The following is a 23664-nucleotide window of genomic DNA, read 5'->3' as shown; positions in this document are numbered from 1 at the left end:
TTCGCTCGACTTGCATGTATTAGGCACGCCGCCAGCGTTCATCCTGAGCCAGGATCAAACTCTCCAATAAAGTTAGTTTGTCTAGCATCTAAAATAAAAATTGACGTTTCACGTTGTTTGTTTCGTTCAGTTTTCAAAGAACTACTTAGTCGCTCATTCGCGACTTCCTTATGTTAACATCTTCATTTTTCAATGTCAACTAAGTTTTTTAATTTCTTTTTTGTCGTTTTCTGCGTTTCCGCATCAGCGACGGTTATTAATATATCATGCAGTATATACAGGGTCAATACTTTTTATAAAAAAATTTCACATCCCGTTAAAAACTTAAAAACCGCTGTAAAAATCCTTATAGCGTCCATTCATTCTTCATGGTCCCCCTCCTATTCATTTCATATCTTATCCCTTTATCAATTTACACGAGAGTGAAAATTCTAAATTGTATGTTATATTATTAGTATAGGAGCGTGGTGAGAATGAGCATTAAGTATTCAAACAAAATCAATAAAATCCGGACCTTTGCATTAAGTTTAGTATTTATCGGCCTCTTCATTGCATACTTAGGTGTCTTTTTCCGCGAAAACATTATTATTATGACAACGTTTATGATGGTTGGCTTTTTAGCTGTTATCGCTAGCACTGTCGTTTACTTTTGGATTGGTATGTTATCTACTAAGACTATCCAAATTATTTGCCCAAGCTGTGATAAGCCAACAAAAATGCTCGGCCGTGTCGATGCATGTATGCACTGCAATCAACCTTTAACACTAGATCGAGATCTAGAAGGAAAAGAATTTGATGAAAAGTATAATAAGAAGAGTTATAAATCATAAGTATCAAGGGAAATACGAATTTGCAACACTACAAACGTTTCAACTCATTAAAAAGTTGATTTATTAAAAAATCAACTTTTTAATTGTTTTATTAAATTTATTACACCTATTTTTTCGAAATAACAGTAAACATCCCTGTCATATTAGGCGAATAATCTTTAAAATCATATTTTTCGTAGAATGATGTTTTACCTTGCGACGCAAACAAACCAATGAATGCTTTATCTGGAGCATTCTGATTTAAGTATTCTACTAAAGTATTCATTATTTTCTTTCCAATACCATTCTTTTGATACTCTGGATGAACCACTATATCTTGAATATAGAAATAGATAGCCCCATCACCAACAATTCTCCCCATGCCGATGATTTGATTATTATCCTTGACTGTTATACAGTAAATCGAATTTTGAAGTGATATTTCCGCCACCTCAAAGTTCATATAGTTAGTCCATCCCACAGAATCACATAAATATTTATATTCTTCCAATGTTGGAATGTTATTTTTAATCTCATATTTCTTCAAAATGTCCCCTCCCAGAATTCATTTCCACCAATACAAAGTAAATTCGACAAACTTTTATCTAACCCTCCTTACTAACTTAGCACTGTAAATCCCGATTAACCTCACGCTAATCCTTATATAATAAAGAAAGAGGCTGACGTATAGCCGTCAGCCTCTTTCTTTATTATATATTACGCCTTATGACACTCTGGACAAACGCCATAAATTTCTAAGCGATGACTATTGATAACGAAGCCTGTCGTTTTCGCAGCTTCCTCTTCCAGCTTTTCCAAGCCTCCATAAGGAAAATCAACAATCTTACCACATTTTTCGCAAATCACATGATAATGTTGACTTGTAACATAATCAAATCTACTTGAAGCGTCTCCATAAGTTAATTCCTTTACAAGTCCAACCTCTTTAAACACACGTAAGTTATTATAGACAGTTGCAACACTCATATTTGGAAACTTACCTTCTAATGCTTTATAAATATCATCCGCTGTTGGGTGCGTCATTGATTCCACAAGGTACTCTAAAATAGCATGACGCTGTGGAGTAATGCGTACACCCGTATTTTTCAGCATTTCTAGCGCTTCTTTTAATTCTTCTTTGACCACCGTCATGCACCCCGATTCTATACGGATTATTATTTTATAATTCTTATAAAGAGTGTACTCCTTTTCTTATAAATCGTCAATATTTCTACTATAAGTATGTAGTTTATTTTTATATTCAGGACTTGTTTTTATGTATCTTTCCCTTTTTTCTTCATATATTCCATAGAAAAAAGTGCGACATAATCGCACTTGGAATACTATCATCTGAGGAGGTATGCCCTACACTTCCACTTTATGTAAGGCAGTAAAATATGTATAGACACTTGCCTTGTTTCTGCATATTTTATCTCCAATGTAGATTTATTTTATATAAGAAAGAACATCCTCAATATGTCTTTTCACTTTCACTTTACGCCACTCTTTTACAAGTTCACCGTCTTTATTAATAAGGAATGTAGAACGCTCGATTCCCATATACTCTTTCCCAAAGTTCTTTTTTAACTTCCAAACATCGTATAACTCTGCTACTTTATGATCTTCATCTACTAAAAGTATAAATGGCAATTCATGTTTCTCAATGAATTTCAAATGTCTATTCGCTGAATCAGGACTTACTCCAAGAATAACCGTATCCTTCTCTTGAAATACTCCATACGCATCACGAAAATCACATGCTTCAGTTGTACATCCTGGCGTCATATCTTTCGGATAAAAATAGAGAACTACATTTTTACCGCGGAAATCAGCTAGGCGAACTTCTTCTCCGTTACTTCCCTCTAATGTGAATTCTGGTGCCATTTCTCCTACTGTAATCATAGTTATCACTCCTACTCTTTTCCTTTACTATAACAAATGCTTCCTTATTTTTCATTGTCTATTACAGACCTCATCACAAAAGCAAAAGGGAGTGTATATCCAATTAGCGCTTCTGCGATTGCAATCCATCGCCCAATTCCAATCGGAGATATGTCACCATATCCAACAGACAATAAAGTAACTGCGCTAAAATATAAACAAACTTCGACGAGTTGAAAAGAATGAGCGTTCAAACTTTCTCCATCCTCTTTCAAAACTGCGAAACCCATTTCCTCTAATACAACGTAACTTAATCCAAATGCGATTAGTACTGTTGTATAGATTAAAAATAATGTGGCCAAATTATAGAGCGAAAAAAAACGCGTTGAATCTGAATAGGAACTCCATAATAATTGGACACTTTTCAAAATAGCGATTGCTGCAATTAATAGAATAAATCCCCATAACATGTCCTCCACCTCATTTTATATGTATGAGGTGGAGAACTGATTTATCCCTTAGAAACGAACAAGCTTCTATAATTAATTACCCGCGCCACGATACCTTTTTACCCCTTGGTTCCAGAGGGTGATTGCAATCGTAAAACAGATAATACCAACAATTGGCGTCGCAAACGCATAACTATTCCATTCTGTTTTTCTTAAAAAGTATGCTGCTGGATATACTCCAACAAACGCAAACGGTAAAACGAACGTTAAAATGAAACGAATTACACGATTATAAATATTAACAGGATAGCGCCCGTAATTACCTATGTTATACATAAGAGGCATAATTGAACTTTTCGCATCCGACCAAAAACCAAGGCTCGCCAACGTAACAAATATCCCTCCATATACAAGTGCTCCTCCTCCTACCATCAATATAAATAAGAAGAAATCATACCAGTAAAAAGATAATTGTAACTCCACAGCTGCATATCCCATTACAACAATCCCTGTAATAGCTCCAATTAAAGATTCAAGTTCCATTCTTTCTAATATAATTTGAAATAGGCTATGGATCGGTCGCGTTAATACACGATCCATCTCCCCTTTAATAATGTATCGATCATTAAAATCCCATATATTAAAGAAAGCTGAAAAGATGGCAAATGGTACTAAAAAGAAACCATAAATAAAGATTACCTCTTCTCGACTCCATCCCTTCAATGCTTGTGTATGCCCAAATACAACGAGAATAAATATTAAATTAACTGCTTGAAGCGATAAATCAGAAAGTAAACCAACGATAAAATCGCCTCGATACTCCAATTTCGTTTTTATATATTGACCTGCATATTGTAAAAATAAGTTTATATATAGCATCTCATCATCCCCCTTGTACAATTAGACGTTTTCTCGCCGTTCTCCACATGAGTACAATTGGAATAATAAGTACAATCGCCCAAATCACTTGAAATACTAAAGCCTCATACAACTTACTCCCCTGTATACCTTCAGAAAAAATCATACTTGGAATATAACTAATAGCCTGAAACGGTAAAAACATCATTGCTTTTTGGGCCCATAACGGATAAAAACTAATTGGTAATAATAGACCTGAAAATAAATCAATAACAACGCGTTTTGCATACATAATTCCACTATTATTAAATAGGAAAAACGTAAGCATTCCCGTCATTAAATTAATTTGTGTATTAATAATAAAGCTAAATATTAAAGATAAGAAGAAATATAACCAAGTTTGAAAATTCGTTGTAATTTGCAACGAAAATAATAACGTAACGATAACCATGCCTGGAATGGAAAAGAAGGCAAAACGGAATATTCCCTCGCCAAGACCTTGCATAACTTTCATTCCCAAATAGTTATACGGACGAATTAATTCTACAGCCACACGTCCTTCTTGAATCTCCATCGCAATTTCCCTATCTATATTATTAAAATAGAAGGCACGTGCCATCCACGCGATTGCGATATACGTGGTCATTTGCGAAATAGATAAACTTTCAATATTCTCTTTTCCGCTATAAATTGCTTGCCATAAAAAATAGTAAGCACCGATATTAATCGTATAAATTAAAATCCCGCTATAGTAATTTGTACGATACGCAAGCATCATTAAAAAGCGAATTCGAATCATTTCAATATACTTACCCATGCGTAATACCTTCTTCATAAATGTTACGAATAATTTCCTCTGTAGACACTTCGTTAATTTTTAAATCTTTAATTTGAAATGCTTGTACTACTTTAGAAATAAGCATTGAAATAATAACTTCTTCATTCGGAATTTTTGCAACCCATGCATTTTCCTCTTTCGCTTTCGACCAAACGACATGATTATCTGGCATAACCATTGATAAAGCCTGATAGGAAACTGGTGCAACAAACTGAAAGTGAATTTCCTTCTCTGCTCCCCACTGCGTACGAAGATTACTTAAAGAACCGTCATACATAATATTCCCTTCATCCAGCATGATAACGCGCTCACATAAAGCTTCAATATCAGTAATATCGTGTGTTGTTAATAAAATTGTTGTTTTATAACGTTCATTCATTTCTTTTAAAAATTCACGTATTTTCAATTTCACAAGTACATCTAACCCAATTGTTGGCTCATCTAAAAATAATAACGGTGGATTATGAATTAAGGCTGCCGCTAATTCACAACGCATTCTTTGACCAAGAGATAATTTTCGAACTGGTTTATCTAATAAAGGCCCTATATCTAACGTTTCAATTACGTGCTCCATATGCTCCTTATACTGAGCGTCTGATACACCGTACACTTTCTTTAATAAACGAAACGATTCTTGTACTGCAATATCCCACCAAAGTTGCGAACGCTGTCCAAAAACAACACCAATTGTTCTTACAAATTCTTCTCTTTGTTTATGTGGGTTCATTCCATTTACTGTGATTTGCCCTGATGTCGGAGTTAAAATCCCCGTAAGCATTTTAATTGTTGTTGATTTACCAGCACCGTTCTCACCGATATAACCAACCATTTCACCTTGCTTTACAGTAAAAGATACATCATTTACTGCTGGTACTATTTTATAATTACGATTTAATAAATCGCGAAATGCACCCTTTAAGCCCGGACGACTTGAATAGGCTGTAAACTCTTTACGTAACCCTTGTACCTCAATTACCGATTTCATAATCGGACCCCCCTCCTAAATGTCACAACGAATAGTTTACCCAACTGCCTTCGCTATCACAAACAATACGTCTTTTCGAAAAACATGTTAGAATAATACATAGATTTTTGTAAGGAGATGAATTGTAGTGAAATTCACAAAGTCAGAAGCATTACATAAAGAAGCTTTAGAGCATATCGTGGGCGGTGTTAATAGTCCTTCTCGTTCTTTTAAAGCAGTTGGCGGCGGCGCTCCTGTTGCTATGGAACGTGGGAAAGGCGCTTATTTCTGGGATGTAGACGGAAATAAATATATCGATTATTTAGCAGCATACGGTCCTATTATTACTGGACATGCTCATCCACATATAACAAAAGCAATTACAACAGCTGCTGAAAATGGGGTACTTTATGGAACACCAACAGCGCTAGAGGTAAAATTCGCAAAAATGTTAAAAGAAGCAATGCCTGCATTAGATAAAGTCCGTTTCGTAAACTCTGGTACAGAAGCAGTGATGACAACGATTCGTGTTGCTCGTGCTTATACAGGTCGCACAAAAATCATGAAATTCGCTGGTTGTTACCACGGTCATTCTGATTTAGTACTTGTGGCAGCTGGATCTGGTCCTTCTACTTTAGGAACTCCTGACTCAGCTGGCGTACCACAAAGTATTGCACAAGAAGTTATTACTGTTCCATTTAATAATGTAGAAACTTTAAAAGAGGCTTTAGATAAATGGGGTCATGAAGTAGCAGCTATCCTTGTAGAACCGATCGTTGGAAACTTCGGTATTGTAGAGCCTAAACCAGGATTCCTTGAAAAAGTGAATGAACTTGTTCACGAAGCTGGCGCATTAGTAATTTATGATGAAGTTATTACTGCTTTCCGCTTTATGTACGGTGGTGCTCAAGACTTACTTGGTGTGACACCTGACTTAACAGCGCTTGGTAAAGTTATTGGCGGCGGCTTACCAATCGGTGCTTACGGTGGTAAGAAAGAAATTATGGAACAAGTTGCTCCGCTTGGACCTGCATACCAAGCTGGTACAATGGCAGGAAACCCTGCTTCTATGGCATCAGGTATCGCTTGTCTAGAAGTGCTTCAACAAGAAGGGCTTTATGAGAAATTAGATGAACTTGGTGCAATGCTTGAAAAGGGAATTTTAGAGCAAGCAGCGAAACATAATATCGACATTACATTAAACCGTCTAAAAGGGGCTTTAACTGTATACTTCACAACAAATACAATTGAAGATTACGATGCCGCACAAGATACAGACGGTGAAATGTTCGGTAAATTCTTCAAGCTTATGCTTCAAGAAGGAATTAACTTAGCACCTTCTAAATACGAGGCATGGTTCTTAACTACAGAACATACAAAAGAAGATATTGAATATACAATCGAAGCTGTCGGCAGAGCATTTGCCGCCCTAGCAGACAATAAATAATCCCGTCATTAAAAGGAAAAAAGAAAGCTCACCTTTCTTTTTTCCTTTTTTCTATTTCATAAATCCCGCATTAATAGTATAATTATTCATAATTATCTGTTTTATATTCTTTTACAGCATTACTATCTCTGTGTACAAGGTGATTCGCACCTTAAATAGTAAGATTATTCTAATTTTTACAAGAGGGGGGATTGACGGATGCTCAATAAAAAAAATACATGGACACCGTCTTTATTTCGAGATTATAGAAATGCAGAACATGATGCGTGTGGAATCGTTTCCGTTATGGAGAAACGAAAAATTGCTACAAAAGAAAACATTGACCTTTGCATACAATCACTCGTCAAAATGAATCATAGAGCTGGTTTCATTAATGGTGAGGGCGATGGCATCGGCATTCACATTGATATACCAAAAACGCTTTGGAATGAAAAACTAAAAAGTAGCGGATATAATCCAACGATTGTGGATCATCCCCACTTTATCGTTGGACATTTTTTTCTAAATAAAAAAGAAGACATTACTGCCTTAAAAGATTATATTCGTACGCAATTAAACAACAAAAACTTTACTATCATTTTCGAAAGTGATGATGTAACAAACTCAGATGCGCTCGGTCCACTTGGTAAACAAGAAGAACCTTTATTTTGGCAAGTTGCCCTTATCGCAGAAAACGAAATTACAAATATTGAGCAAACATTATTTTCTGTCACAATAAAAATAGAGGAAAACGAAGCAATTCATGTTGCTTCATTAAGTCGTGATCATGTTGTATATAAAGTTCTAGGTGCTGGTGATACGCTTGTTGCCTACTATAATGATTTACAACATCCGCTTATCGCTTCAACTATGACATTAGGACATAACCGCTACTCTACTAATACATTATCTAATTTTTTTCGTGTACAACCATTTAGCATTCTCGGACATAATGGTGAAATTAACACAATTGCGAAATTACGCGATCAAGCCGAAATGATTGATGTACCACTTACTGCAGGAGGCAGTGACTCTCAAGATTTAAACCGCACCTTAGAAACCCTACTTGTTCAATACAACTACAGCTTATTTGAAGCAATGGAAATTCTATTCCCACCAATTATTAATGAAATTAAACTTTATGAAACACCTTTACAAGATTTATATACGTATATACGTGAAGCATGGGGACATTTTGCCCAAGGACCAGCTGGCATCATTTCCCGTTTTAAAGATGAAGCTGTTTTCAGCGTTGATTCCCTTGGATTACGCCCAGTATGGAAAGTAGAGACAGAGAGCTCTTATATTTTCTCTTCTGAACCTGGAGTTGTATCACCAACTAAATATGTAGCAGAACCAAAACCACTCGCTCCTGGAGAAAAAGTCGGATTAAAATGGAATGAACAAGATGAACTTGTTCTTTATGAATATGACAAATATCAAATCCAAGTATATAACCGTTTTAAAAAGCGAATTGATACTACCAATTACCATTTAAATTTATCTATCCCTGAAACGAAAAAAATCCAAGGGCTATGTGATTCTGTTCAAGTTGAAACGAAACAATACGTCGCTTTCGGATGGGACCGAGAACATATTCAACTCCTTGAACAGATGGCAACAAAAGGCGTTGAGCCAATACGCTCACTTGGGCATGACTCACCACTTGCCGCACTTGATACTGATAGACGAAATATCGCTGACTTCATTAAAGAAAGTGTAGCTGTTGTTACAAACCCTGCAATTGACCGTGACCGTGAAATTGAACACTTCTCTACACGTACTGTACTTGGAGAGCGTCCAAGTTTATTAAGTGGCGCAAAACGGCCATTTGTAGTTGAAATGCTTTCACCAATTATTTTAGAAGGCAGCGTGGCACAACCTATTGCAGAGGAATTACACACAATTACGTACGAACAACTCATAGAGCTATTTAAAACTCATAACTCTATCGCCACAATCTCTGCTACATTCAGCTCGTCAGAAACTCTACAATGTGCATTAAGCCGCATTAGTTCTGAAGCGATAGCTGCTGTTAACAATGGTGCTTCCCTACTAGTATTAGATGACGCAAAAGCCCATCTAAATGAAAGATTGTGGATTGATCCACATTTAGTTACTGCTAAAGTACATCAAGCATTAAGTGAAAATAAATTACGCCGCAATTGTTCTCTCGTTATACGTTCTGGTGCCCTTCGCTCCTTACATGACATTGTCACGCTATATGGATTAGGAGCAGATAGTATTAATCCATATTTATTATTCGCGACTGTAAATGATGGAACAAAAACACCAATTACGAATCTGTATAATGCACTTAATAAAGGATTAGAAAAAGTCATTTCAACAATTGGAATTCATGAGTTACGTGGTTACGGACGTCTCTATTCATCTATTGGGTTACATGAAGAAATCGCAAATATATTACAGATTACAAATTTCTTCGGTTCAAATGATTTAGCTTTTTCACTTGAATCACTTGCTGAAGATGCAAAAATGCGAGCGGATGATTATAACAATCCTAAAATTAGAATGCGAAAATCATTTCATATATTCCCGCGAATTTGGAAAGCAATCGGCGATGTTGCAAAAGGAAATTCTTATGATGATTACCGTGACAAGTTAAGTGAACTAGAAGAGAATAATCCCATCGCAATCAGACACCTTGTTCAAACGAAACAAACAAAACATGTCGTTCCAACTGAAGAAGTATCTATCGGCATTAAAACCCATGATTTTCCATTTATTATTAGTTCTATGTCATTTGGTTCTCAAAACGAAATTGCCTTTCGCGCATATGCAGAAGCGGCCGATCAGCTAAATATGATTAGCTTGAACGGTGAAGGCGGCGAAATTAAAGATATGATTGGAAAATATCCACATACACGTGGACAACAAGTGGCATCTGGGCGATTTGGAGTAAATGCCGAACTACTAAACTCATCGAACTTAATTGAAATCAAAATCGGTCAAGGCGCAAAGCCTGGGGAAGGTGGGCATTTACCTGGTTCAAAAGTAACAGCCAAAATCGCTGAAGCACGTAATGCGACAATTGGCTCAGATTTAATTTCACCTTCTAATAACCATGATATTTATTCAATTGAAGATTTAGCTCAAATGATTACGGAAATTAAAACAGCTAATCAACTTGCCAAAGTAGCCGTGAAAGTCCCTGTCGTTCCTAATATCGGAACAATTGCTGTCGGTATCGCCAAAGCTGGTGCTGATTTTATTAACATTAGCGGATTCGATGGCGGAACAGGTGCTGCACGTATTCACGCCTTGCAACATGTAGGTCTTCCTGTAGAAATTGGTGTTAAAGCCGCTCACAACGCTTTATTAGAAGCGAGCATGAGACATAAAGTAGAGATTTGGGCAGATGGTGGTATTCGAAGTGTAAATGATGCCTTGAAAATCATGCTTCTCGGAGCAAACCGTATTGGATTTGGCACACTATCAATGATTGCAATCGGCTGTACTACTTGCCGTGGGTGTCATCTAGATACTTGCCATGTCGGAATTGCGACACAAATCGAGTCTGAAGCACAAGCAAAGGAACATGGGTTACGCCGCTTCGTCCCACGCGAATTAGAAAGCGCAGTTACTGGCCTGCTAAATTTATTCACCTCTTTCGGTATAGAACTAAAACGATTAACAGGACAGCTTGGGTATACAAATTTACAAGCAATTGTTGGGCGTTCTGATTTATTAGAGCAAGTTCGAGGCGAAAATTTATTAAACTTACGTAATTTATTACAAATAATAGAACATCCATCTGTTACAACAACAGATGGTGTACCAGAAAAACAATTTAAGACAGTTCATTCCGCTGACTCAAAAGAATTAGTAGGCGTTGGTGTAGAGCAACGCGTTATGGGTGGTCTAGAATCATGTTATCGCGTTCGCAGTAAACTATATGAAGCTACTCAACTTGAACCACTTACATTAAAGTATACGAATGGTTCTATTCCCGGAAATGGGTTAGGCGCTTACAATAGTGAAAATTTATTTATACACGTAAATGGCGGCGCACAAGATGGCATTGGTAAAACTTCCTTTGGTGGTGGGATTTATATAACGAAATCAAAAGGAAAAGACGGAGTATATTATAACGGTTCTGTCGGAAAAGGATTTGGATATGGTGCACAAAAAGGGGCACTATACGTGCAAGGGAACGCTGATGCTCGCGCTGGCATTCGCCTTTCTGGGGCAGACATGATCATTGGAGGTAGAATAACAAAACCACTCCGTGAAAAAGAGCAAGGAAATATAGGGTCATACTCCAATATTAAAGGTTTTGCTTTTGAATATATGACAAATGGGCGAGCGCTTGTTTTAGGTGACCCTGGTCCATGGATTTGCGCTGGCATGACTGGCGGTGTTGTTTATTTGCGTCATGATTCAAACTTAGGCCTAACAGAACAGGCCTTAAAAAGAAGAATTGCAAAAGGGGCAAATGTTACATTACAACCAATTAGTAAAAATGGTTTGAAAGATGTAACTGAATTATTGCTAGACTATATTCGTGTACTAAACGAACATGAGCAATATGAGGAAGTTGCTTTATTAACAGCATTATTAGATGATATACAGAACCAGTTTTTTGAGATTATCCCGAAAAAAGAACAGGCAGACCCATCTATCTCAACAGAGTAAAATGAGTAATTTTCATTATTAAGAAAAAATTGACGAAGTACGCTTCTCATAGTAATCTATAGTAACAATTTGAGACCTGCTGAAATTCAGCAGGTTTTTTTACTAAAAACTGATGTTTAAAAGGAATTAGGAAAAATTATAAAGTGAAACTTTAATTAGCCTACACCAATCGAGCGTTTACCGGCATCTAGCTTCTAATTTTTGAGGCAGGAATCTTACTACTCACAATTAGCGGGATAAAATGAACACTAATTTCTTTTAACGTCACTAAAATATCACTTGCTAACATATTGTAATGAATGTATAGTATCATGTTGTACATTCATTATGACAAGAGAAAGGATCTTATTAAGGGTATGAAACTTGGTGCTCGCATTTTAAAAACGGGTATTGCCATCACGTTAGCTTTATTTGCTTGTATTTTACTTCAATTACCGAGTCCGGTATTTGCGGGAATTTCAGCTATCTTTGCTGTTCAACCGTCTGTATACCGTTCTTATTTAACAGCACTTGAACAAATTCAAGCAAATGTAATTGGTGCGATATTTGCTATCGCATTTGCTACTGCTTTTGGACATAATCCTTTTATTATTGGATTAACATGTATATTAGTAATTGCTCTTACATTACAATTACGATTAGAAAACACAATATCAATTGCTTTAGTAACAGTTATCGCCATTATGGAGTATCAAGGCGAAGATTTCTTTAGTTTTGCCTTACTTCGATTTGCGACGATTATGATTGGTATTATTGCGGCTTCACTTGTAAATTTAGTATTTATGCCGCCAAAATATGAAACAAAACTTTATCATCGTATCGTTGATAATACAGAAGAAATTGTAAAATGGATTCGAATGAATAGCAGGCAGGCTTCTGATTTTACAACGCTAAAAACTGATATTGATCGTATGAAAGAAAAAATGATTAAACTAAATCATTACTATTTGCTGTATAAAGAAGAAAGAAGCTATACGAAAAAAGTAAAGTTCGCAAAAATTCGTAAGCTCGTTTTATTCAGACAAATGTTAGCGACAACAAGCCGTGCTTTAAGTACGTTAAAATCATTACACCGTACTGAAAATGAACTGCGCTATATGCCGGAAGAATTTCAGGAATCTATCCAAAATGAACTTGACTCATTAACGCATTATCATGAACAAGTTTTATTAAAATTTATTGGTAAAGCAAAAAAACAACAATCAGTTGAAATGCTTGATGAAGTTGAAACAGGTAAACAAGAATTAATTGATATCTTTATGGAATATCAAAATAAGGACGATGAAGAAGCATATAAAACATGGTTACATCTCTTCCCTCTTATTTCTTCCATCATTAACTATAGCGAAGAAGTAGAGCATTTAGATTTGCTTGTAGATAGCTTCTACACATATCATAAACCAGAAAAAGAACTCCAAATCGATGATAAAAAAGAAGACGAATAAAAAAACAGCTCCTTTTATGGTAAAGGAGCTGTTTCTGTTATATGTTGAAGTTGATATAAATTGTAATAAAATCCTCTTTTTCGCATTAACTCTTCATGAGAACCAGTCTCTTTAATCTCACCGTCTTCAATGTAAATAATCGTATCAACATGCGTAATCGTCGCTAATCGATGTGCGATTATAATCGTTGTCCGGTCAGCAGCTAACGTCTGAAGCGCCTCTTGAATATACCTTTCATTTTCTAAATCTAATGCTGAAGTTGCTTCATCTAATATAAGTACCGACGGACTCTTTAGAAACACTCGTGCAATTGCCACGCGTTGTCTTTGCCCGCCTGATAGCTTCACACCACGTTCTCCAACGACAGTATTATAACCATCTGGTAAGTCTATAATAAAATCATGAATTTGCGCAGCTTTGGCAGCTGCAATCACTTCTTTCTCTGTAGCTTTCGGATTTCCATATAAAATATTAGCTCCAATTGTATCGCTAAACAATAAATTATCCTGCAGTACAATTCCAATATGACTACGCAAATTTCTCATATTGTACTTTCTTACATCTATGCCATCTACATAAACCGCGCCTTCAGAAACATCATAGAAACGCGGGATCAAACTAGCAAGAGATGACTTCCCCCCCCCACTCGCTCCTACAAGCGCTACTTTCTCTCCAGGCTGCATAGTTAATGACAAGTTGTGTAATATCTCTTTTTCATCTGCATTATAACGAAAAGAAACATTGTCAAATACAATTTCTCCATTTAATTTTTTCGTTTGTACCGCATTTGGTACATTAACAATATCGTATTTTTCATCTAACAGTTCAAACACACGGTCCATCGATGCAAAAGATTGTGTTAATGTTGTAGATGAATTAACAAGGCGGCGAAGCGGACTATATAAACTATCCATATATCCAACAAAAGCTACCATCGTTCCTAGCGTTAACTGCCCTTGAATTACTTCATATGCTGCAAAACCAATCACAAGTAACGGACCTAAATCGGTTAACGTATTTACTGCCGAAAATGTTCTTGCCGTCCAACTTGTATGGGTTAATGCTTTCGTTAAAAATTCATTATTTCTTTTTTCAAACTGCTTCCCCTCATACTCTTCTAACGCAAAGCTACGTGTCACTTGCATTCCTTGAATACGTTCATGCAAATACCCTTGCATTGTCGCTAACGCTTGTGAACGCTCTTTCGTCAATTTCCGAAGACGTCCGAAAAAATATTTCACTGCAATTACATAAATAGGTAAAATCAATAACGCAACAAATGTTAATTTTATATTCATAGAAAACATAACAATGATAGCAATAGCAATTGTTGCAGTATCTAACCAGACGTTCATCAAACCAGTAATTACAAAATCCTTCGTTTGTTCTACATCATGGATGACACGCGAAATAATCTCCCCTGTTTTTGTATTGGAGTAATAACGTAAACTTAACTTTTGTAAGTGACCGAAAATATGCTTCCGCAAATCATATAGTATTGTATTTGCGATACGTTGGGCGAAATATTGACGATAATATTCAATCGGTGGTCTTAATACCGCAAAAATAAAAAAAGCAATTCCAATCGCTGTTATTAATTGAGATGTTTTATCTTGAAGTGAGCCTGCGCCTTGAATTACATCATCGATAATATACTTTAATAACCACGGCATAATAAGTGGGATACCGAACTTAACTAGTCCAATAATAATTGTAATAGCAATAAGCCATCGATATGGTTTAACAAATTGTAAATATCTTTTTATGCCTTGCACATAATCCCCCCTCTAATAGGACAAACCTGCCGGGAAGCCCCCTGCAGGTTTGTTTTAATTTCTGTACATTAAATATCGTTCATACCACATATCTACGAAATCTGGTGCAAATGGACCTTTTCTTTGATGAATCCACTGTGTTAAATGTGCTACATTTCGTTTTAAAATTGTATCAATAACAGGTGGATACTGCATAATTTGACTATGTTTTTCATACTCATCTTCATCTAGAAGCGTATATGTCATATCTGGATATACTTTAATATCTAAATCATAATCAATATACTTTAATGCTTCAGGATCATACGCAAAAGGTGAGCTTAAATTACAATAATAATATACGCCATCTTCCCTAAGCATCCCAATCACATTAAACCAATAGTTGGCATGAAAATAACAAATTGCTGGTTCACGAGTAATCCATGTTCGGCCATCCGATTCTGTAACTACTGTACGATCATTCGCTCCGATTACAAGACTCTGTGTCCCTTTTAAAATTGTTGTTTCTTCCCACATTCTATGAATGGAGCCATTATGTTTATAACTATGTATTTGTACTTTTTCTCCTTCTTTGGGAAATCCCATATATGCTCCCTTCTTTCAACTGCAAATGCCCTTTGAACGGCATTCACTTTTTTTCTATTATAACTTTTTTGTCGAAATTTTAAAACTAAAGGGATAAGACTCTATTTTTCAAACTGAATATGCAGGAGGTTTATCGTTGAATACTATGCCCCAACTCTTCTTAAGAGATAAGGATTGTACTGCATTATTTATAAGCGAGGACACGTAATAGAAAAAGCCCTTCTCTATTTCCATACAAAGAAGGACTTTTCACCTGAAGATAACAATATATCTTACCCTAAATTTGAAATCATTTTTTCAGTTGCAAAAGATTGAATTACACTATTCGTTTGTTCTTCAAATTTCTCATGTAACATCTTCAACGCTACTTCTGTTCTATATATTTCCTGACGGATAAAATGCAGTTCTTTTTTATCGCACGTATCTTTTTCATTCATTTCGATTTGTTGATACTTCTCTAGATGTGCTTGTAACTTTAACAACTCATCCATCGTTTCTAATTGCTCCCCTACCAACTTATCAAAATCGTTCATTACTTACCCCCTTTTGGACTTATTCATCAGTTATTATTCCTAATTACATAATTCTAATTGTTAACTTCCTTCTCCTTTGACTACATTTGTTGACTTATTAGAAGTTATGTCGTTCGCTTTCTTTTCATTACAACGATCCACGCAAAAAGAAAACACTTCTCCCGAATTAGAGAAGTGTTTTTCTTTCATTACTGATTTGAGCTAGAAGATTGTGATTGTTTTGCAGCTGACTTAGCATTTTGTTTTTTCACAGAATGCACGTCTGTTTCAGTTGCAAATTCTGTACCATAACTAGCGTTTGCACTTTGTGCACCAGAAGCTTGTGCTTTCTTTGCTTCTGATTGTGCGTTTGCTTGTTTTACAGCTTGTACATCTGTTTCAGTTGAAAACTCTGTACCATAACTAGCATTTGTACTTTGAATGCTAGCACCAGAAGTTGCTTTGTTATAACCTTGTTGTTTTTTACTCATCTTTCTCACCTCCACAATCAATAATGTAACCAATTCACTTAGAAGCTATCCGTAATTTTCTTTTTTAAAATTTCCGCATATAACTTTTGTTACTCATTCAAACTATAGAAAATGGAGGTGTAAATATGTATATAGGACGCGATATGACTGAACTAACGATGATTTCAAAAAATGAATGGAAAGAAGATGAATTAGCTTATTTTCATCACTCACTACAACAGGTTCTGCCTTATTTAAATGTAGAAGGGCAAAGTATTTACAAAGAAATTGTAGTAGAAATCGAATCAAGAGGCGGCTTACAAGAAGGTGAAGCTAGTTGGACTCATGGGACAAAAATTTCTTACGATTAAAAAAGTGTTCCCTAGATTGGGAACACTTTTTTTGTTTATTGCATTGTAATTTTCTCCACACAATTTTCATAAATAGTACGGTGTGATTTTGAGAAAGGTAATTGCTCAAATACCTCTTTTGATACAAATTTTAATGTATCTGTATCAACAATATTACCGGTTATTTTTCCGTAAAATACAAATATATCCCAAGTACGATGTGTAAACGTATGTTGTACATTCATTGCGTATTCATCAATAGAAACCTCGAGCTCAAATTTTTCTTTCATATAATCTATAAGCTGTTCCTTCTGATTTCGAATACCTTCTCCAAGTTCCATATTCGGAAACTCCCACATGTTAGCTAACAAACCTGTACTTGGACGTTTATTAATAACGTAACGACCGTCTTCAGTTTGAAGTACACCTGCAACAATAGGTACCATTTTAGGAGCTTTCGCTTTACTTTTTACTGGTAATTCTTTTTGAACACCTTCAGCATATCCTCTGCAATGTTCACGTACAGGACAAAGTAAGCATGCTGGATTTTTCGGAATACAAATTAGTGCACCTAATTCCATCAATCCTTGATTAAAATAAGATGGGTTTTCTACTGAAATAATTTCACGCACAATCTCTTCAAAAACTTTTCGAGTCTTTGGTTTTGCAATATCATCCCATACTGATAAAATACGAGATAATACACGCATAACATTTCCATCAACTGCCGGCTCTGGTATACCATATGCGATACTTAAAATAGCACCTTTTGTATATGGTCCCACTCCTTTTAACTTTTCAATTTTCTTTACATCACTTGGTACAACTCCGCCGTATACTTCTTTTACCTCTTTTACTGCCGCATGTAAATTACGTGCTCTAGAATAATATCCTAAACCTTCCCATGCTTTTAATACTTCTTCATCATCTGCGTTCGCTAACGCTTCAAGTGTAGGAAACTTCCCCATAAAATTTGCGTAATATGGTTTTACAGCTTCTACTCTTGTTTGCTGTAACATAATTTCAGAAACCCAAACGCGGTATGGATCTTTATTCTTTCTCCATGGTAAGTCGCGCTGTTCTTCTTCAAACCAACCAATTAAATCATTTTGAAACTGCTCTATATTAAAATTGTTTAGTATTTCAAGTGTCAAACTTGATCCCCCTCATTTTTTTGCATATAAGTACTATTATAAAGATTTTAGGAAAAAATTTAAGTAAGATGATACAGGAAATAGAAGGCAAAGGACTTGAGGTATCGAATAAAAAGAGTTACATTAATAAAAAACGGAGGTGGATTTCTATGGACACAGCCACTCACCTTGTTATGGGTATCACTTTAGGTAGCTTAGCAACATTAGATCCAGCCATAGCACAAAGTGATATTGGCCCCCAAGCTGTTATGCTCGCTACAATTGCTGGTTCCAACATTCCTGACATTGACACAGTTTTAAAATTGCGTAATAACGCTAAATATATAAGAAATCATCGTGGAATTACTCATTCTATTCCTGCGGTAATTCTTTGGTCATTCCTTATAAGTGGCATCTCTTTCGCCTTCTTTTCAGACGCTCCATATCTTCATCTACTGCTTTGGTCATTTATTGCTGTCTTCCTTCACGTCTTTGTAGATATTTTCAATGCCTATGGTACACAAGCATTACGGCCTTTCACAAAAAAATGGGTCGCACTCGGCGTGATTAATACATTCGACACCGTAATTTTCTTTATCCATATACTTGCAATTGCTTGCATGCTCGTCGGTTCTCATAAGGGATATACAGCTTTAGCGGCATATATATTAATGATTGTTTACTATATCGGACGGATTATGATGCACAGAAATATAAGAAGCGTTGTACACAAACGTTTCAAAAATGTCGAAAAGATTATCATTTCTCCTTCTTACCGATTTTACCATTACCATTTAGCAATCGTTACGGCTGATTATTACTACGTTGCGAGATGGCACCGTGGTAACATCATGATATATGATAAATTCGATCGGGTACCGTTCCCAGACAATAATATTATGCGAGCAGCTAAACAAGATGAAAACATCTCGGCCTTTCTATCTTTCTCTCCTGTATATCGCTGGGATATTTTTGATCATGACCATTATTATGAAGTACGATTCATTGATTTACGATATCGAAGTAAAGATTATTATCCATTTGTTGCAATCGTTCAGCTCGACCACAATTTAAATATTATTAGTTCCTATACAGGATGGATCTTTAGTGAAGAAAAGCTTCGAAAAAAACTGGAATTACTTCCACATTAAAAAAAGCGACTTAAGTCGCTTTTTTTAATGTTTCAAATGATCTTCTTGATTAATTAAATGACTATACTTCGGATTATTTGTACGCATTTCATGAAGGCGTACACCATGATTATTAATCCATGATCGTACCACTTGTTCCGTCATTTCATCGCCTTGATAACGACCTGATTTTGCATAAGTTGTTTGAAAATCTTCCCATAGTAACTCAACCCACGCACGAGCTTGTGCGTAAGAAAGCTTGTCATTCTTGTCTAATAATTCTTTCGTTAATGTTTCATAAATATCATTCATATTATAATCTCCTTTTACCTATTTATCCCTTCATTTCTAAAGGATAGTTTCTTCAATTTTGCACATTCTATAATTGATACTTCTTAAAGAGGTATCAACCGATAATGAGGAGGGCGTTCGTAATGGGTAAACAAGCCGAATTTTGGTCTGAGTCAAAAAACAACAGCAAAATCGACGGTCAACCGAAAGCGAAATCACGCTTCGCTTCGAAACGACCTAACGGCACAATTAACACGCACCCACAAGAACGTATGCGTGCTGCAAATCAGCAGGAAGAGTAATACAAATTAAATTAACTTCCTACACGAGGTGATAAAGATGAGCTACCGTGATCGCTTAGATAGTCGTTCTGAATTATTTAACCATACGTGGACTCGTCCAAAACATGCGAAAGCGCAAGTTAACGGACAGACGCAACAAACCCAGTCTCTCATTATATTGGCAAATGAATGTAAAAAACGCCAATTTTAGAATCTCCTATCTCCTTTAACGCCTACCAAAGATGAAAACCAGAGAGATATATGCTCTCTGGTTTTTATTTTTCTTGCAATAAGGAAATTGGTATGCCAATCTCTTCATTATCATTTTGCTTATATCCCCAAGCAAATACCCCATTGAAATACGTAATTTTAAATAATACACCAGGTTCTTCTACTAATTCATATGTTTCACCAATACGGAATTTGTTTATATCCGTCATATAAGCACGAGCCATTGCCATTTTTCTCATTAATACATCAAATTCATTGACAATCCCAAGCTGCTCAGCTTTTACTGCTTGCTCCTTCAAAGCGCCAATTTCTTCCCTTAGCTCATGCGGTGTCATTTCACTGTAGCGTTTTGGCATATTCATCTTATTCTCCTCATTCCTCTTCGCGTTTCATTTGCAAAAATATCTCGATTTCATCAATAGAGAATCCTTTTCGATATAACGCTTGTTTCATCTTGTTTTCAAATGTCCATCCATCATGCTTCTTATATTTCTCATAATATTTATTCCCATGATAGTGTAACGCTTCTTGTTGCTTTTCGTCATCTTTTTCGTCTTTCAATTCTTCCAAACAAATTTGAATTACTTCTCTAGAATATCCTTTTCGAACAAGCATCTCATCTAACTTTAGTTTCATTTGTAAAAAAGAATGTTTTTGATAAGATTTTTTCTTCTTCTCTATGAGAAACAAGGCATTCTCAATTTGCTTTTCCTTCGGATATTCTTGTAAACTATGTGTAATAATTAAATCCTGAACACCTTTATTTAATAACTCTCTTTTAATAACAGTTGGACCTTTTCGATTCACATTACTTTGCGTTCGCGTATATAAAACAGCATACTCTTTATCATTAATATATCGGTCATGTAATAATTTCGAAACGACTTCAGAGATGATGGCCTGTCCCACTTCTTTTTTTCGTAAAAAATCTTCTATTTCTTGTTTTGTTCTCATTTGATAGGATAAATAGGAGATTGCTTGTAAATATGCTTTTTGTACTTCTTCATTGTACAAAATATTTCCTAACTCGATTTCATCGATTTCTAAACCTTTTTGTAATCCATGTTTTATTAAGATTACTTGATCCACACTAAATCCGTACTCTTCGCCTTGACCTTTATCAATATAAATATTAAATCGTTCTTTCGATCGTTTTTGTACTTCTATTTTTGTAATGACAGCCATACTCTCACCTCTCTATTATTTTAACATAGTCGAGGAACATTTTTTCTTTTCAAGAATATATATAATGAGGAGGAAATACTTGTGAAAATCGCAATTTCTGGTGGTACAGGCTTTATCGGTAAATCCCTTTCTACTTTTTTTATTCAAAAAGGATATACTGTTTACATTCTCACACGAAAAAAAACTACTGAAACTTCCGATCCTAACCTTCAGTATGTTCAATGGACACCAGATTTACAAACCTTCCCCCTCTCTTCTATTGATGTAGTTATTAATCTAGCCGGAGAGTCTATTAATAGTAGATGGACAAAGCAACAAAAGAAAGCCATTTTAAACAGTAGAATTCAAACAACAAAAGGACTCATTAAACAATTGCAGGGACTCCATACAAAGCCACACACATTTATTAACGCAAGTGCTATTGGATACTATGGAACGTCTGAAATAGAGTCTTTTACAGAACAGCATGAGACTCCTGGAAATGACTTTTTAGCAAATACAGTATATTCATGGGAACAAGAAGCATCTAAAGCACGTTCTCTCGGAATACGAACAATCTACGCAAGATTTGGAGTTGTATTAGGTGCAAATGAAGGAGCTCTTCCAAAAATGCTACTTCCCTATCAATTCTATATCGGCGGCACCATTGGTTCTGGGAAGCAATGGTTATCATGGATTCATATAGACGATGTCGTTCGTATGATGGATTTCATTATACACAAAAAAGAAATTGATGGTCCTCTTAATATGACAGCACCAACACCTATAAGAATGAAGGAATTTGGAGAAACCATTGCAACTATAATGAAAAAGCCTCATTGGTTGCCTGTACCTTCTTTTATCATTCAAACTTTATTAGGTGAAATGAGCATACTTGTACTAGAAGGGCAACGTGTATTACCCATTAAAGCAATTGAACATGGATACCAATACACATTTCCAGAAATAGACCATGCATTACAAAATATACTTTCGCATACAATGTAGTACTTCTAAAACACAATTTTACATGGGCTCTTTCAAAACTTTCATTTTCTAGGATCCGAAGCATTACCATATAAATAACCTTTCAGTTACTTTCCCTTAACTTCCATTAGCATTATAAAGTAACAGAAATGAGGTACCTATGAAAATATTGCTCAAACAAGCCATTGTATACCCTATTACATCTCAAAAGTTTCAAGGAGATGTACTCGTTACAGGAGAGCGAATTACCGAGGTCAAACCTTTTATTCCACCTACTCAAGATATGACCGTTATAGATGCACGAGCACTCCATCTCTTACCTGGCTTTATTGATGTCCATACTCACCTTGGTCTCTATGATGAAGGTACTGGTTGGGCTGGAAATGATGCCAATGAAACATCTGAAGTTTCAACACCACATATTCGTTCTTTAGATGGAATCCATCCTTTAGATATTGCCTTTCAAGACGCTGTACAAAACGGAATTACAACCGTTCACGTTATGCCTGGCAGTCAAAATATTATCGGGGGTACTACTTGTGTAATAAAAACAGCTGGAACTTGTATTGATCATATGATTATTCAAGAACCTGCTGGTTTAAAGATTGCCTTTGGAGAAAATCCTAAAAAAGTCCATAGTAATGGAACAAAAGAATCCATTACACGTATGGGGATTATGGGGTTACTTCGGGAATCATTCTATGAAGCACAACACTACGGGCACGAAGCTGATTTTCGAATGCTTCCTATTTTAAAAGCATTACGTCGGGAAATACCCGTACGTATCCACGCTCACCGAGCAGATGATATTAGTTCTGCTCTACGCTTTGCAACAGAATTCAATCTCGATTTACGCATTGAACATTGCACAGAAGGACACTTTATTGTTGAAGAACTTTCAAAACACAATTTGAAGGTTTCAGTTGGTCCCACTCTGACACGCCGTTCTAAAATCGAACTAAAAAATAAAACATGGGATACTTACCATATATTATCAAAAAATGGTGTGGAAGTTTCTATCACAACAGATCATCCTTATACACCCATTCAATATTTAAATGTTTGCGCTGCTGTTGCAGTAAGAGAAGGGTTAGACGAGAAAACAGCACTAGAAGGAATCACCATATTCCCAGCACGAAATTTGCGTTTAGAGGATAGAATTGGAAGCATCGAGGTTGGAAAAGACGCCGATCTCGTGCTATGGACTCATCATCCTTTCCATTATTTAGCCAAGCCTGTACTAACTATGATTGATGGAAAAATAATTTACAAAAAAAATAAAAAAAACTAGTTTATTTTTTTGACTAGATAAAGTATTATACGATTATAAACTGAATGAAACCATAATCAATTTGTGTCGTGATTATCATTTTCAAATTGATGAATGGGGAAGGCAAATGGTGCGCCACCAGCGTTAGAAACTGGTTCT

At 35.7% G+C, this 23664-nt stretch carries 25 protein-coding genes and 1 rRNA gene; 10 read left to right on the top strand and 16 right to left on the bottom strand.

The window, feature by feature from the left end; all coding sequences use genetic code 11:
* Positions 1-70: ribosomal RNA gene (locus D1166_RS13830) — 16S ribosomal RNA — on the bottom strand; the annotation flags it as partial.
* A 403-nt stretch (positions 71-473) separates the two neighbouring features.
* Here D1166_RS13830 and D1166_RS13825 point away from each other — a divergent pair.
* Positions 474-830 (top strand): YgzB family protein, encoded by a 357-nt coding sequence (locus D1166_RS13825; RefSeq protein WP_000025058.1) that lies wholly within the window; start codon positions 474-476, stop codon positions 828-830.
* Positions 831-936: 106 nt separating this feature from the next.
* On the opposite strand, the gene D1166_RS13820 is transcribed toward D1166_RS13825, so the two are convergent.
* The 7 genes from D1166_RS13820 to D1166_RS13790 form a co-directional block, all read right to left on the bottom strand.
* The gene (locus D1166_RS13820; RefSeq protein ID WP_000759738.1) at positions 937-1356 is read right to left on the bottom strand and encodes a GNAT family N-acetyltransferase; all 420 of its coding nucleotides are present in this window, start codon (positions 1354-1356) and stop codon (positions 937-939) included.
* A gap of 170 nt (positions 1357-1526) precedes the next feature.
* A complete protein-coding gene (perR, locus tag D1166_RS13815) occupies positions 1527-1955 on the bottom strand; it encodes a peroxide-responsive transcriptional repressor PerR (protein ID WP_000237829.1) in 429 nt (142 codons plus the stop codon).
* Positions 1956-2255: 300 nt separating this feature from the next.
* Complete coding sequence (gene bcp, locus D1166_RS13810) at positions 2256-2711, bottom strand: thioredoxin-dependent thiol peroxidase (RefSeq protein WP_097856049.1); 456 nt, start codon at positions 2709-2711, stop codon at positions 2256-2258.
* A gap of 44 nt (positions 2712-2755) precedes the next feature.
* Positions 2756-3160, bottom strand: a complete 405-nt coding sequence (locus D1166_RS13805) for a potassium channel family protein (RefSeq protein ID WP_000964343.1) — start codon at positions 3158-3160, stop codon at positions 2756-2758.
* Between the two features lie 72 nt (positions 3161-3232).
* Positions 3233-4018, bottom strand: coding sequence for an ABC transporter permease (locus tag D1166_RS13800; protein WP_097856048.1), 786 nt, complete (start codon positions 4016-4018; stop codon positions 3233-3235).
* A 4-nt stretch (positions 4019-4022) separates the two neighbouring features.
* A complete protein-coding gene (locus D1166_RS13795; RefSeq protein ID WP_000521519.1) occupies positions 4023-4814 on the bottom strand; it encodes an ABC transporter permease in 792 nt (263 codons plus the stop codon).
* On the bottom strand, positions 4807-5820 hold the full coding sequence (locus tag D1166_RS13790; RefSeq protein WP_000843658.1) for an ABC transporter ATP-binding protein: 1014 nt from the start codon (positions 5818-5820) through the stop codon (positions 4807-4809). The genes D1166_RS13795 and D1166_RS13790 overlap by 8 nt, the downstream gene beginning before the upstream one ends.
* A gap of 127 nt (positions 5821-5947) precedes the next feature.
* On the opposite strand from D1166_RS13790, the gene hemL reads away from it, so the two are divergent.
* From hemL to D1166_RS13775, 3 genes are all read left to right on the top strand, one after another.
* Positions 5948-7246, top strand: a complete 1299-nt coding sequence (gene hemL / locus D1166_RS13785; RefSeq protein ID WP_000673239.1) for a glutamate-1-semialdehyde-2,1-aminomutase — start codon at positions 5948-5950, stop codon at positions 7244-7246.
* 198 nt (positions 7247-7444) lie between these two features.
* On the top strand, positions 7445-11881 hold the full coding sequence (locus D1166_RS13780) for a glutamate synthase-related protein (protein WP_097856047.1): 4437 nt from the start codon (positions 7445-7447) through the stop codon (positions 11879-11881).
* 356 nt (positions 11882-12237) lie between these two features.
* Entirely contained in the window at positions 12238-13326 is a 1089-nt protein-coding gene (locus D1166_RS13775; RefSeq protein ID WP_000765787.1) for an aromatic acid exporter family protein, read from the top strand.
* Between the two features lie 14 nt (positions 13327-13340).
* Here D1166_RS13775 and D1166_RS13770 read toward each other — a convergent pair whose 3' ends face one another.
* The 4 genes from D1166_RS13770 to D1166_RS13755 form a co-directional block, all read right to left on the bottom strand.
* On the bottom strand, positions 13341-15101 hold the full coding sequence (locus tag D1166_RS13770; protein ID WP_097856046.1) for an ABC transporter ATP-binding protein: 1761 nt from the start codon (positions 15099-15101) through the stop codon (positions 13341-13343).
* A 54-nt stretch (positions 15102-15155) separates the two neighbouring features.
* A complete protein-coding gene (gene ntdP / locus D1166_RS13765; RefSeq protein WP_000506624.1) occupies positions 15156-15686 on the bottom strand; it encodes a nucleoside tri-diphosphate phosphatase in 531 nt (176 codons plus the stop codon).
* A gap of 272 nt (positions 15687-15958) precedes the next feature.
* On the bottom strand, positions 15959-16219 hold the full coding sequence (locus tag D1166_RS13760; RefSeq protein ID WP_000997575.1) for a YgaB family protein: 261 nt from the start codon (positions 16217-16219) through the stop codon (positions 15959-15961).
* Positions 16220-16407: 188 nt separating this feature from the next.
* Positions 16408-16689, bottom strand: a complete 282-nt coding sequence (locus D1166_RS13755) for a gamma-type small acid-soluble spore protein (RefSeq protein ID WP_000039046.1) — start codon at positions 16687-16689, stop codon at positions 16408-16410.
* A 125-nt stretch (positions 16690-16814) separates the two neighbouring features.
* Here D1166_RS13755 and D1166_RS13750 point away from each other — a divergent pair, with 125 nt between their 5' ends.
* Positions 16815-17039, top strand: coding sequence for a hypothetical protein (locus tag D1166_RS13750; protein WP_000275436.1), 225 nt, complete (start codon positions 16815-16817; stop codon positions 17037-17039).
* A gap of 35 nt (positions 17040-17074) precedes the next feature.
* Here the strand turns inward: D1166_RS13750 and mutY are convergent, their stop codons facing one another.
* On the bottom strand, positions 17075-18172 hold the full coding sequence (gene mutY / locus D1166_RS13745; protein ID WP_097856045.1) for an A/G-specific adenine glycosylase: 1098 nt from the start codon (positions 18170-18172) through the stop codon (positions 17075-17077).
* Between the two features lie 149 nt (positions 18173-18321).
* On the opposite strand from mutY, the gene D1166_RS13740 reads away from it, so the two are divergent.
* The gene (locus D1166_RS13740) at positions 18322-19302 is read left to right on the top strand and encodes a metal-dependent hydrolase (RefSeq protein ID WP_000379106.1); all 981 of its coding nucleotides are present in this window, start codon (positions 18322-18324) and stop codon (positions 19300-19302) included.
* A 24-nt stretch (positions 19303-19326) separates the two neighbouring features.
* On the opposite strand, the gene D1166_RS13735 is transcribed toward D1166_RS13740, so the two are convergent.
* On the bottom strand, positions 19327-19593 hold the full coding sequence (locus D1166_RS13735) for a YfhJ family protein (protein ID WP_000998166.1): 267 nt from the start codon (positions 19591-19593) through the stop codon (positions 19327-19329).
* Between the two features lie 122 nt (positions 19594-19715).
* Here D1166_RS13735 and D1166_RS13730 point away from each other — a divergent pair, with 122 nt between their 5' ends.
* Both D1166_RS13730 and D1166_RS13725 read left to right on the top strand, forming a co-directional pair.
* The gene (locus tag D1166_RS13730) at positions 19716-19874 is read left to right on the top strand and encodes a small, acid-soluble spore protein K (protein ID WP_000517891.1); all 159 of its coding nucleotides are present in this window, start codon (positions 19716-19718) and stop codon (positions 19872-19874) included.
* Positions 19875-19911: 37 nt separating this feature from the next.
* Positions 19912-20064, top strand: a complete 153-nt coding sequence (locus D1166_RS13725; RefSeq protein ID WP_000122093.1) for a YpzG family protein — start codon at positions 19912-19914, stop codon at positions 20062-20064.
* Positions 20065-20128: 64 nt separating this feature from the next.
* On the opposite strand, the gene D1166_RS13720 is transcribed toward D1166_RS13725, so the two are convergent.
* Entirely contained in the window at positions 20129-20446 is a 318-nt protein-coding gene (locus D1166_RS13720) for a YfhH family protein (RefSeq protein WP_001057024.1), read from the bottom strand.
* Between the two features lie 10 nt (positions 20447-20456).
* Positions 20457-21269: a recombination regulator RecX gene (gene recX / locus D1166_RS13715; RefSeq protein ID WP_000268502.1), complete on the bottom strand. Its 813-nt coding sequence runs from the start codon at positions 21267-21269 to the stop codon at positions 20457-20459.
* Positions 21270-21350: 81 nt separating this feature from the next.
* Here recX and D1166_RS13710 point away from each other — a divergent pair, with 81 nt between their 5' ends.
* Positions 21351-22256 (top strand): TIGR01777 family oxidoreductase, encoded by a 906-nt coding sequence (locus D1166_RS13710; protein WP_000684380.1) that lies wholly within the window; start codon positions 21351-21353, stop codon positions 22254-22256.
* Between the two features lie 139 nt (positions 22257-22395).
* Positions 22396-23526, top strand: a complete 1131-nt coding sequence (locus D1166_RS13705; protein ID WP_000698315.1) for an amidohydrolase — start codon at positions 22396-22398, stop codon at positions 23524-23526.
* Positions 23527-23664: the final 138 nt, after the last annotated feature.

Origin of the sequence: Bacillus sp. ISO11, from assembly GCF_003458115.1 — a bacterium.
Lineage (GTDB): Bacteria > Bacillota > Bacilli > Bacillales > Bacillaceae_G > Bacillus_A > Bacillus_A cereus.
This window is presented reverse-complemented; position numbering and strand designations above follow the sequence as displayed.

Bases quoted from the DNA above. Each gene is read 5' to 3' on its own strand.
- D1166_RS13825 (WP_000025058.1), top strand. From the start codon at position 474: ATGAGCATTAAGTATTCAAACAAAATCAATAAAATCCGGACCTTTGCA.
- bcp (WP_097856049.1), bottom strand. From the start codon at position 2,711: ATGATTACAGTAGGAGAAATGGCACCAGAATTCACATTAGAGGGAAGT.
- D1166_RS13805 (WP_000964343.1), bottom strand. From the start codon at position 3,160: ATGTTATGGGGATTTATTCTATTAATTGCAGCAATCGCTATTTTGAAA.
- D1166_RS13800 (WP_097856048.1), bottom strand. From the start codon at position 4,018: ATGCTATATATAAACTTATTTTTACAATATGCAGGTCAATATATAAAA.
- D1166_RS13795 (WP_000521519.1), bottom strand. From the start codon at position 4,814: ATGGGTAAGTATATTGAAATGATTCGAATTCGCTTTTTAATGATGCTT.
- D1166_RS13790 (WP_000843658.1), bottom strand. From the start codon at position 5,820: ATGAAATCGGTAATTGAGGTACAAGGGTTACGTAAAGAGTTTACAGCC.
- D1166_RS13780 (WP_097856047.1), top strand. From the start codon at position 7,445: ATGCTCAATAAAAAAAATACATGGACACCGTCTTTATTTCGAGATTAT.
- D1166_RS13775 (WP_000765787.1), top strand. From the start codon at position 12,238: ATGAAACTTGGTGCTCGCATTTTAAAAACGGGTATTGCCATCACGTTA.
- ntdP (WP_000506624.1), bottom strand. From the start codon at position 15,686: ATGGGATTTCCCAAAGAAGGAGAAAAAGTACAAATACATAGTTATAAA.
- D1166_RS13760 (WP_000997575.1), bottom strand. From the start codon at position 16,219: ATGAACGATTTTGATAAGTTGGTAGGGGAGCAATTAGAAACGATGGAT.
- D1166_RS13755 (WP_000039046.1), bottom strand. From the start codon at position 16,689: ATGAGTAAAAAACAACAAGGTTATAACAAAGCAACTTCTGGTGCTAGC.
- D1166_RS13750 (WP_000275436.1), top strand. From the start codon at position 16,815: ATGTATATAGGACGCGATATGACTGAACTAACGATGATTTCAAAAAAT.
- D1166_RS13740 (WP_000379106.1), top strand. From the start codon at position 18,322: ATGGACACAGCCACTCACCTTGTTATGGGTATCACTTTAGGTAGCTTA.
- D1166_RS13735 (WP_000998166.1), bottom strand. From the start codon at position 19,593: ATGAATGATATTTATGAAACATTAACGAAAGAATTATTAGACAAGAAT.
- D1166_RS13730 (WP_000517891.1), top strand. From the start codon at position 19,716: ATGGGTAAACAAGCCGAATTTTGGTCTGAGTCAAAAAACAACAGCAAA.
- D1166_RS13725 (WP_000122093.1), top strand. From the start codon at position 19,912: ATGAGCTACCGTGATCGCTTAGATAGTCGTTCTGAATTATTTAACCAT.
- D1166_RS13720 (WP_001057024.1), bottom strand. From the start codon at position 20,446: ATGAATATGCCAAAACGCTACAGTGAAATGACACCGCATGAGCTAAGG.
- recX (WP_000268502.1), bottom strand. From the start codon at position 21,269: ATGGCTGTCATTACAAAAATAGAAGTACAAAAACGATCGAAAGAACGA.
- D1166_RS13705 (WP_000698315.1), top strand. From the start codon at position 22,396: ATGAAAATATTGCTCAAACAAGCCATTGTATACCCTATTACATCTCAA.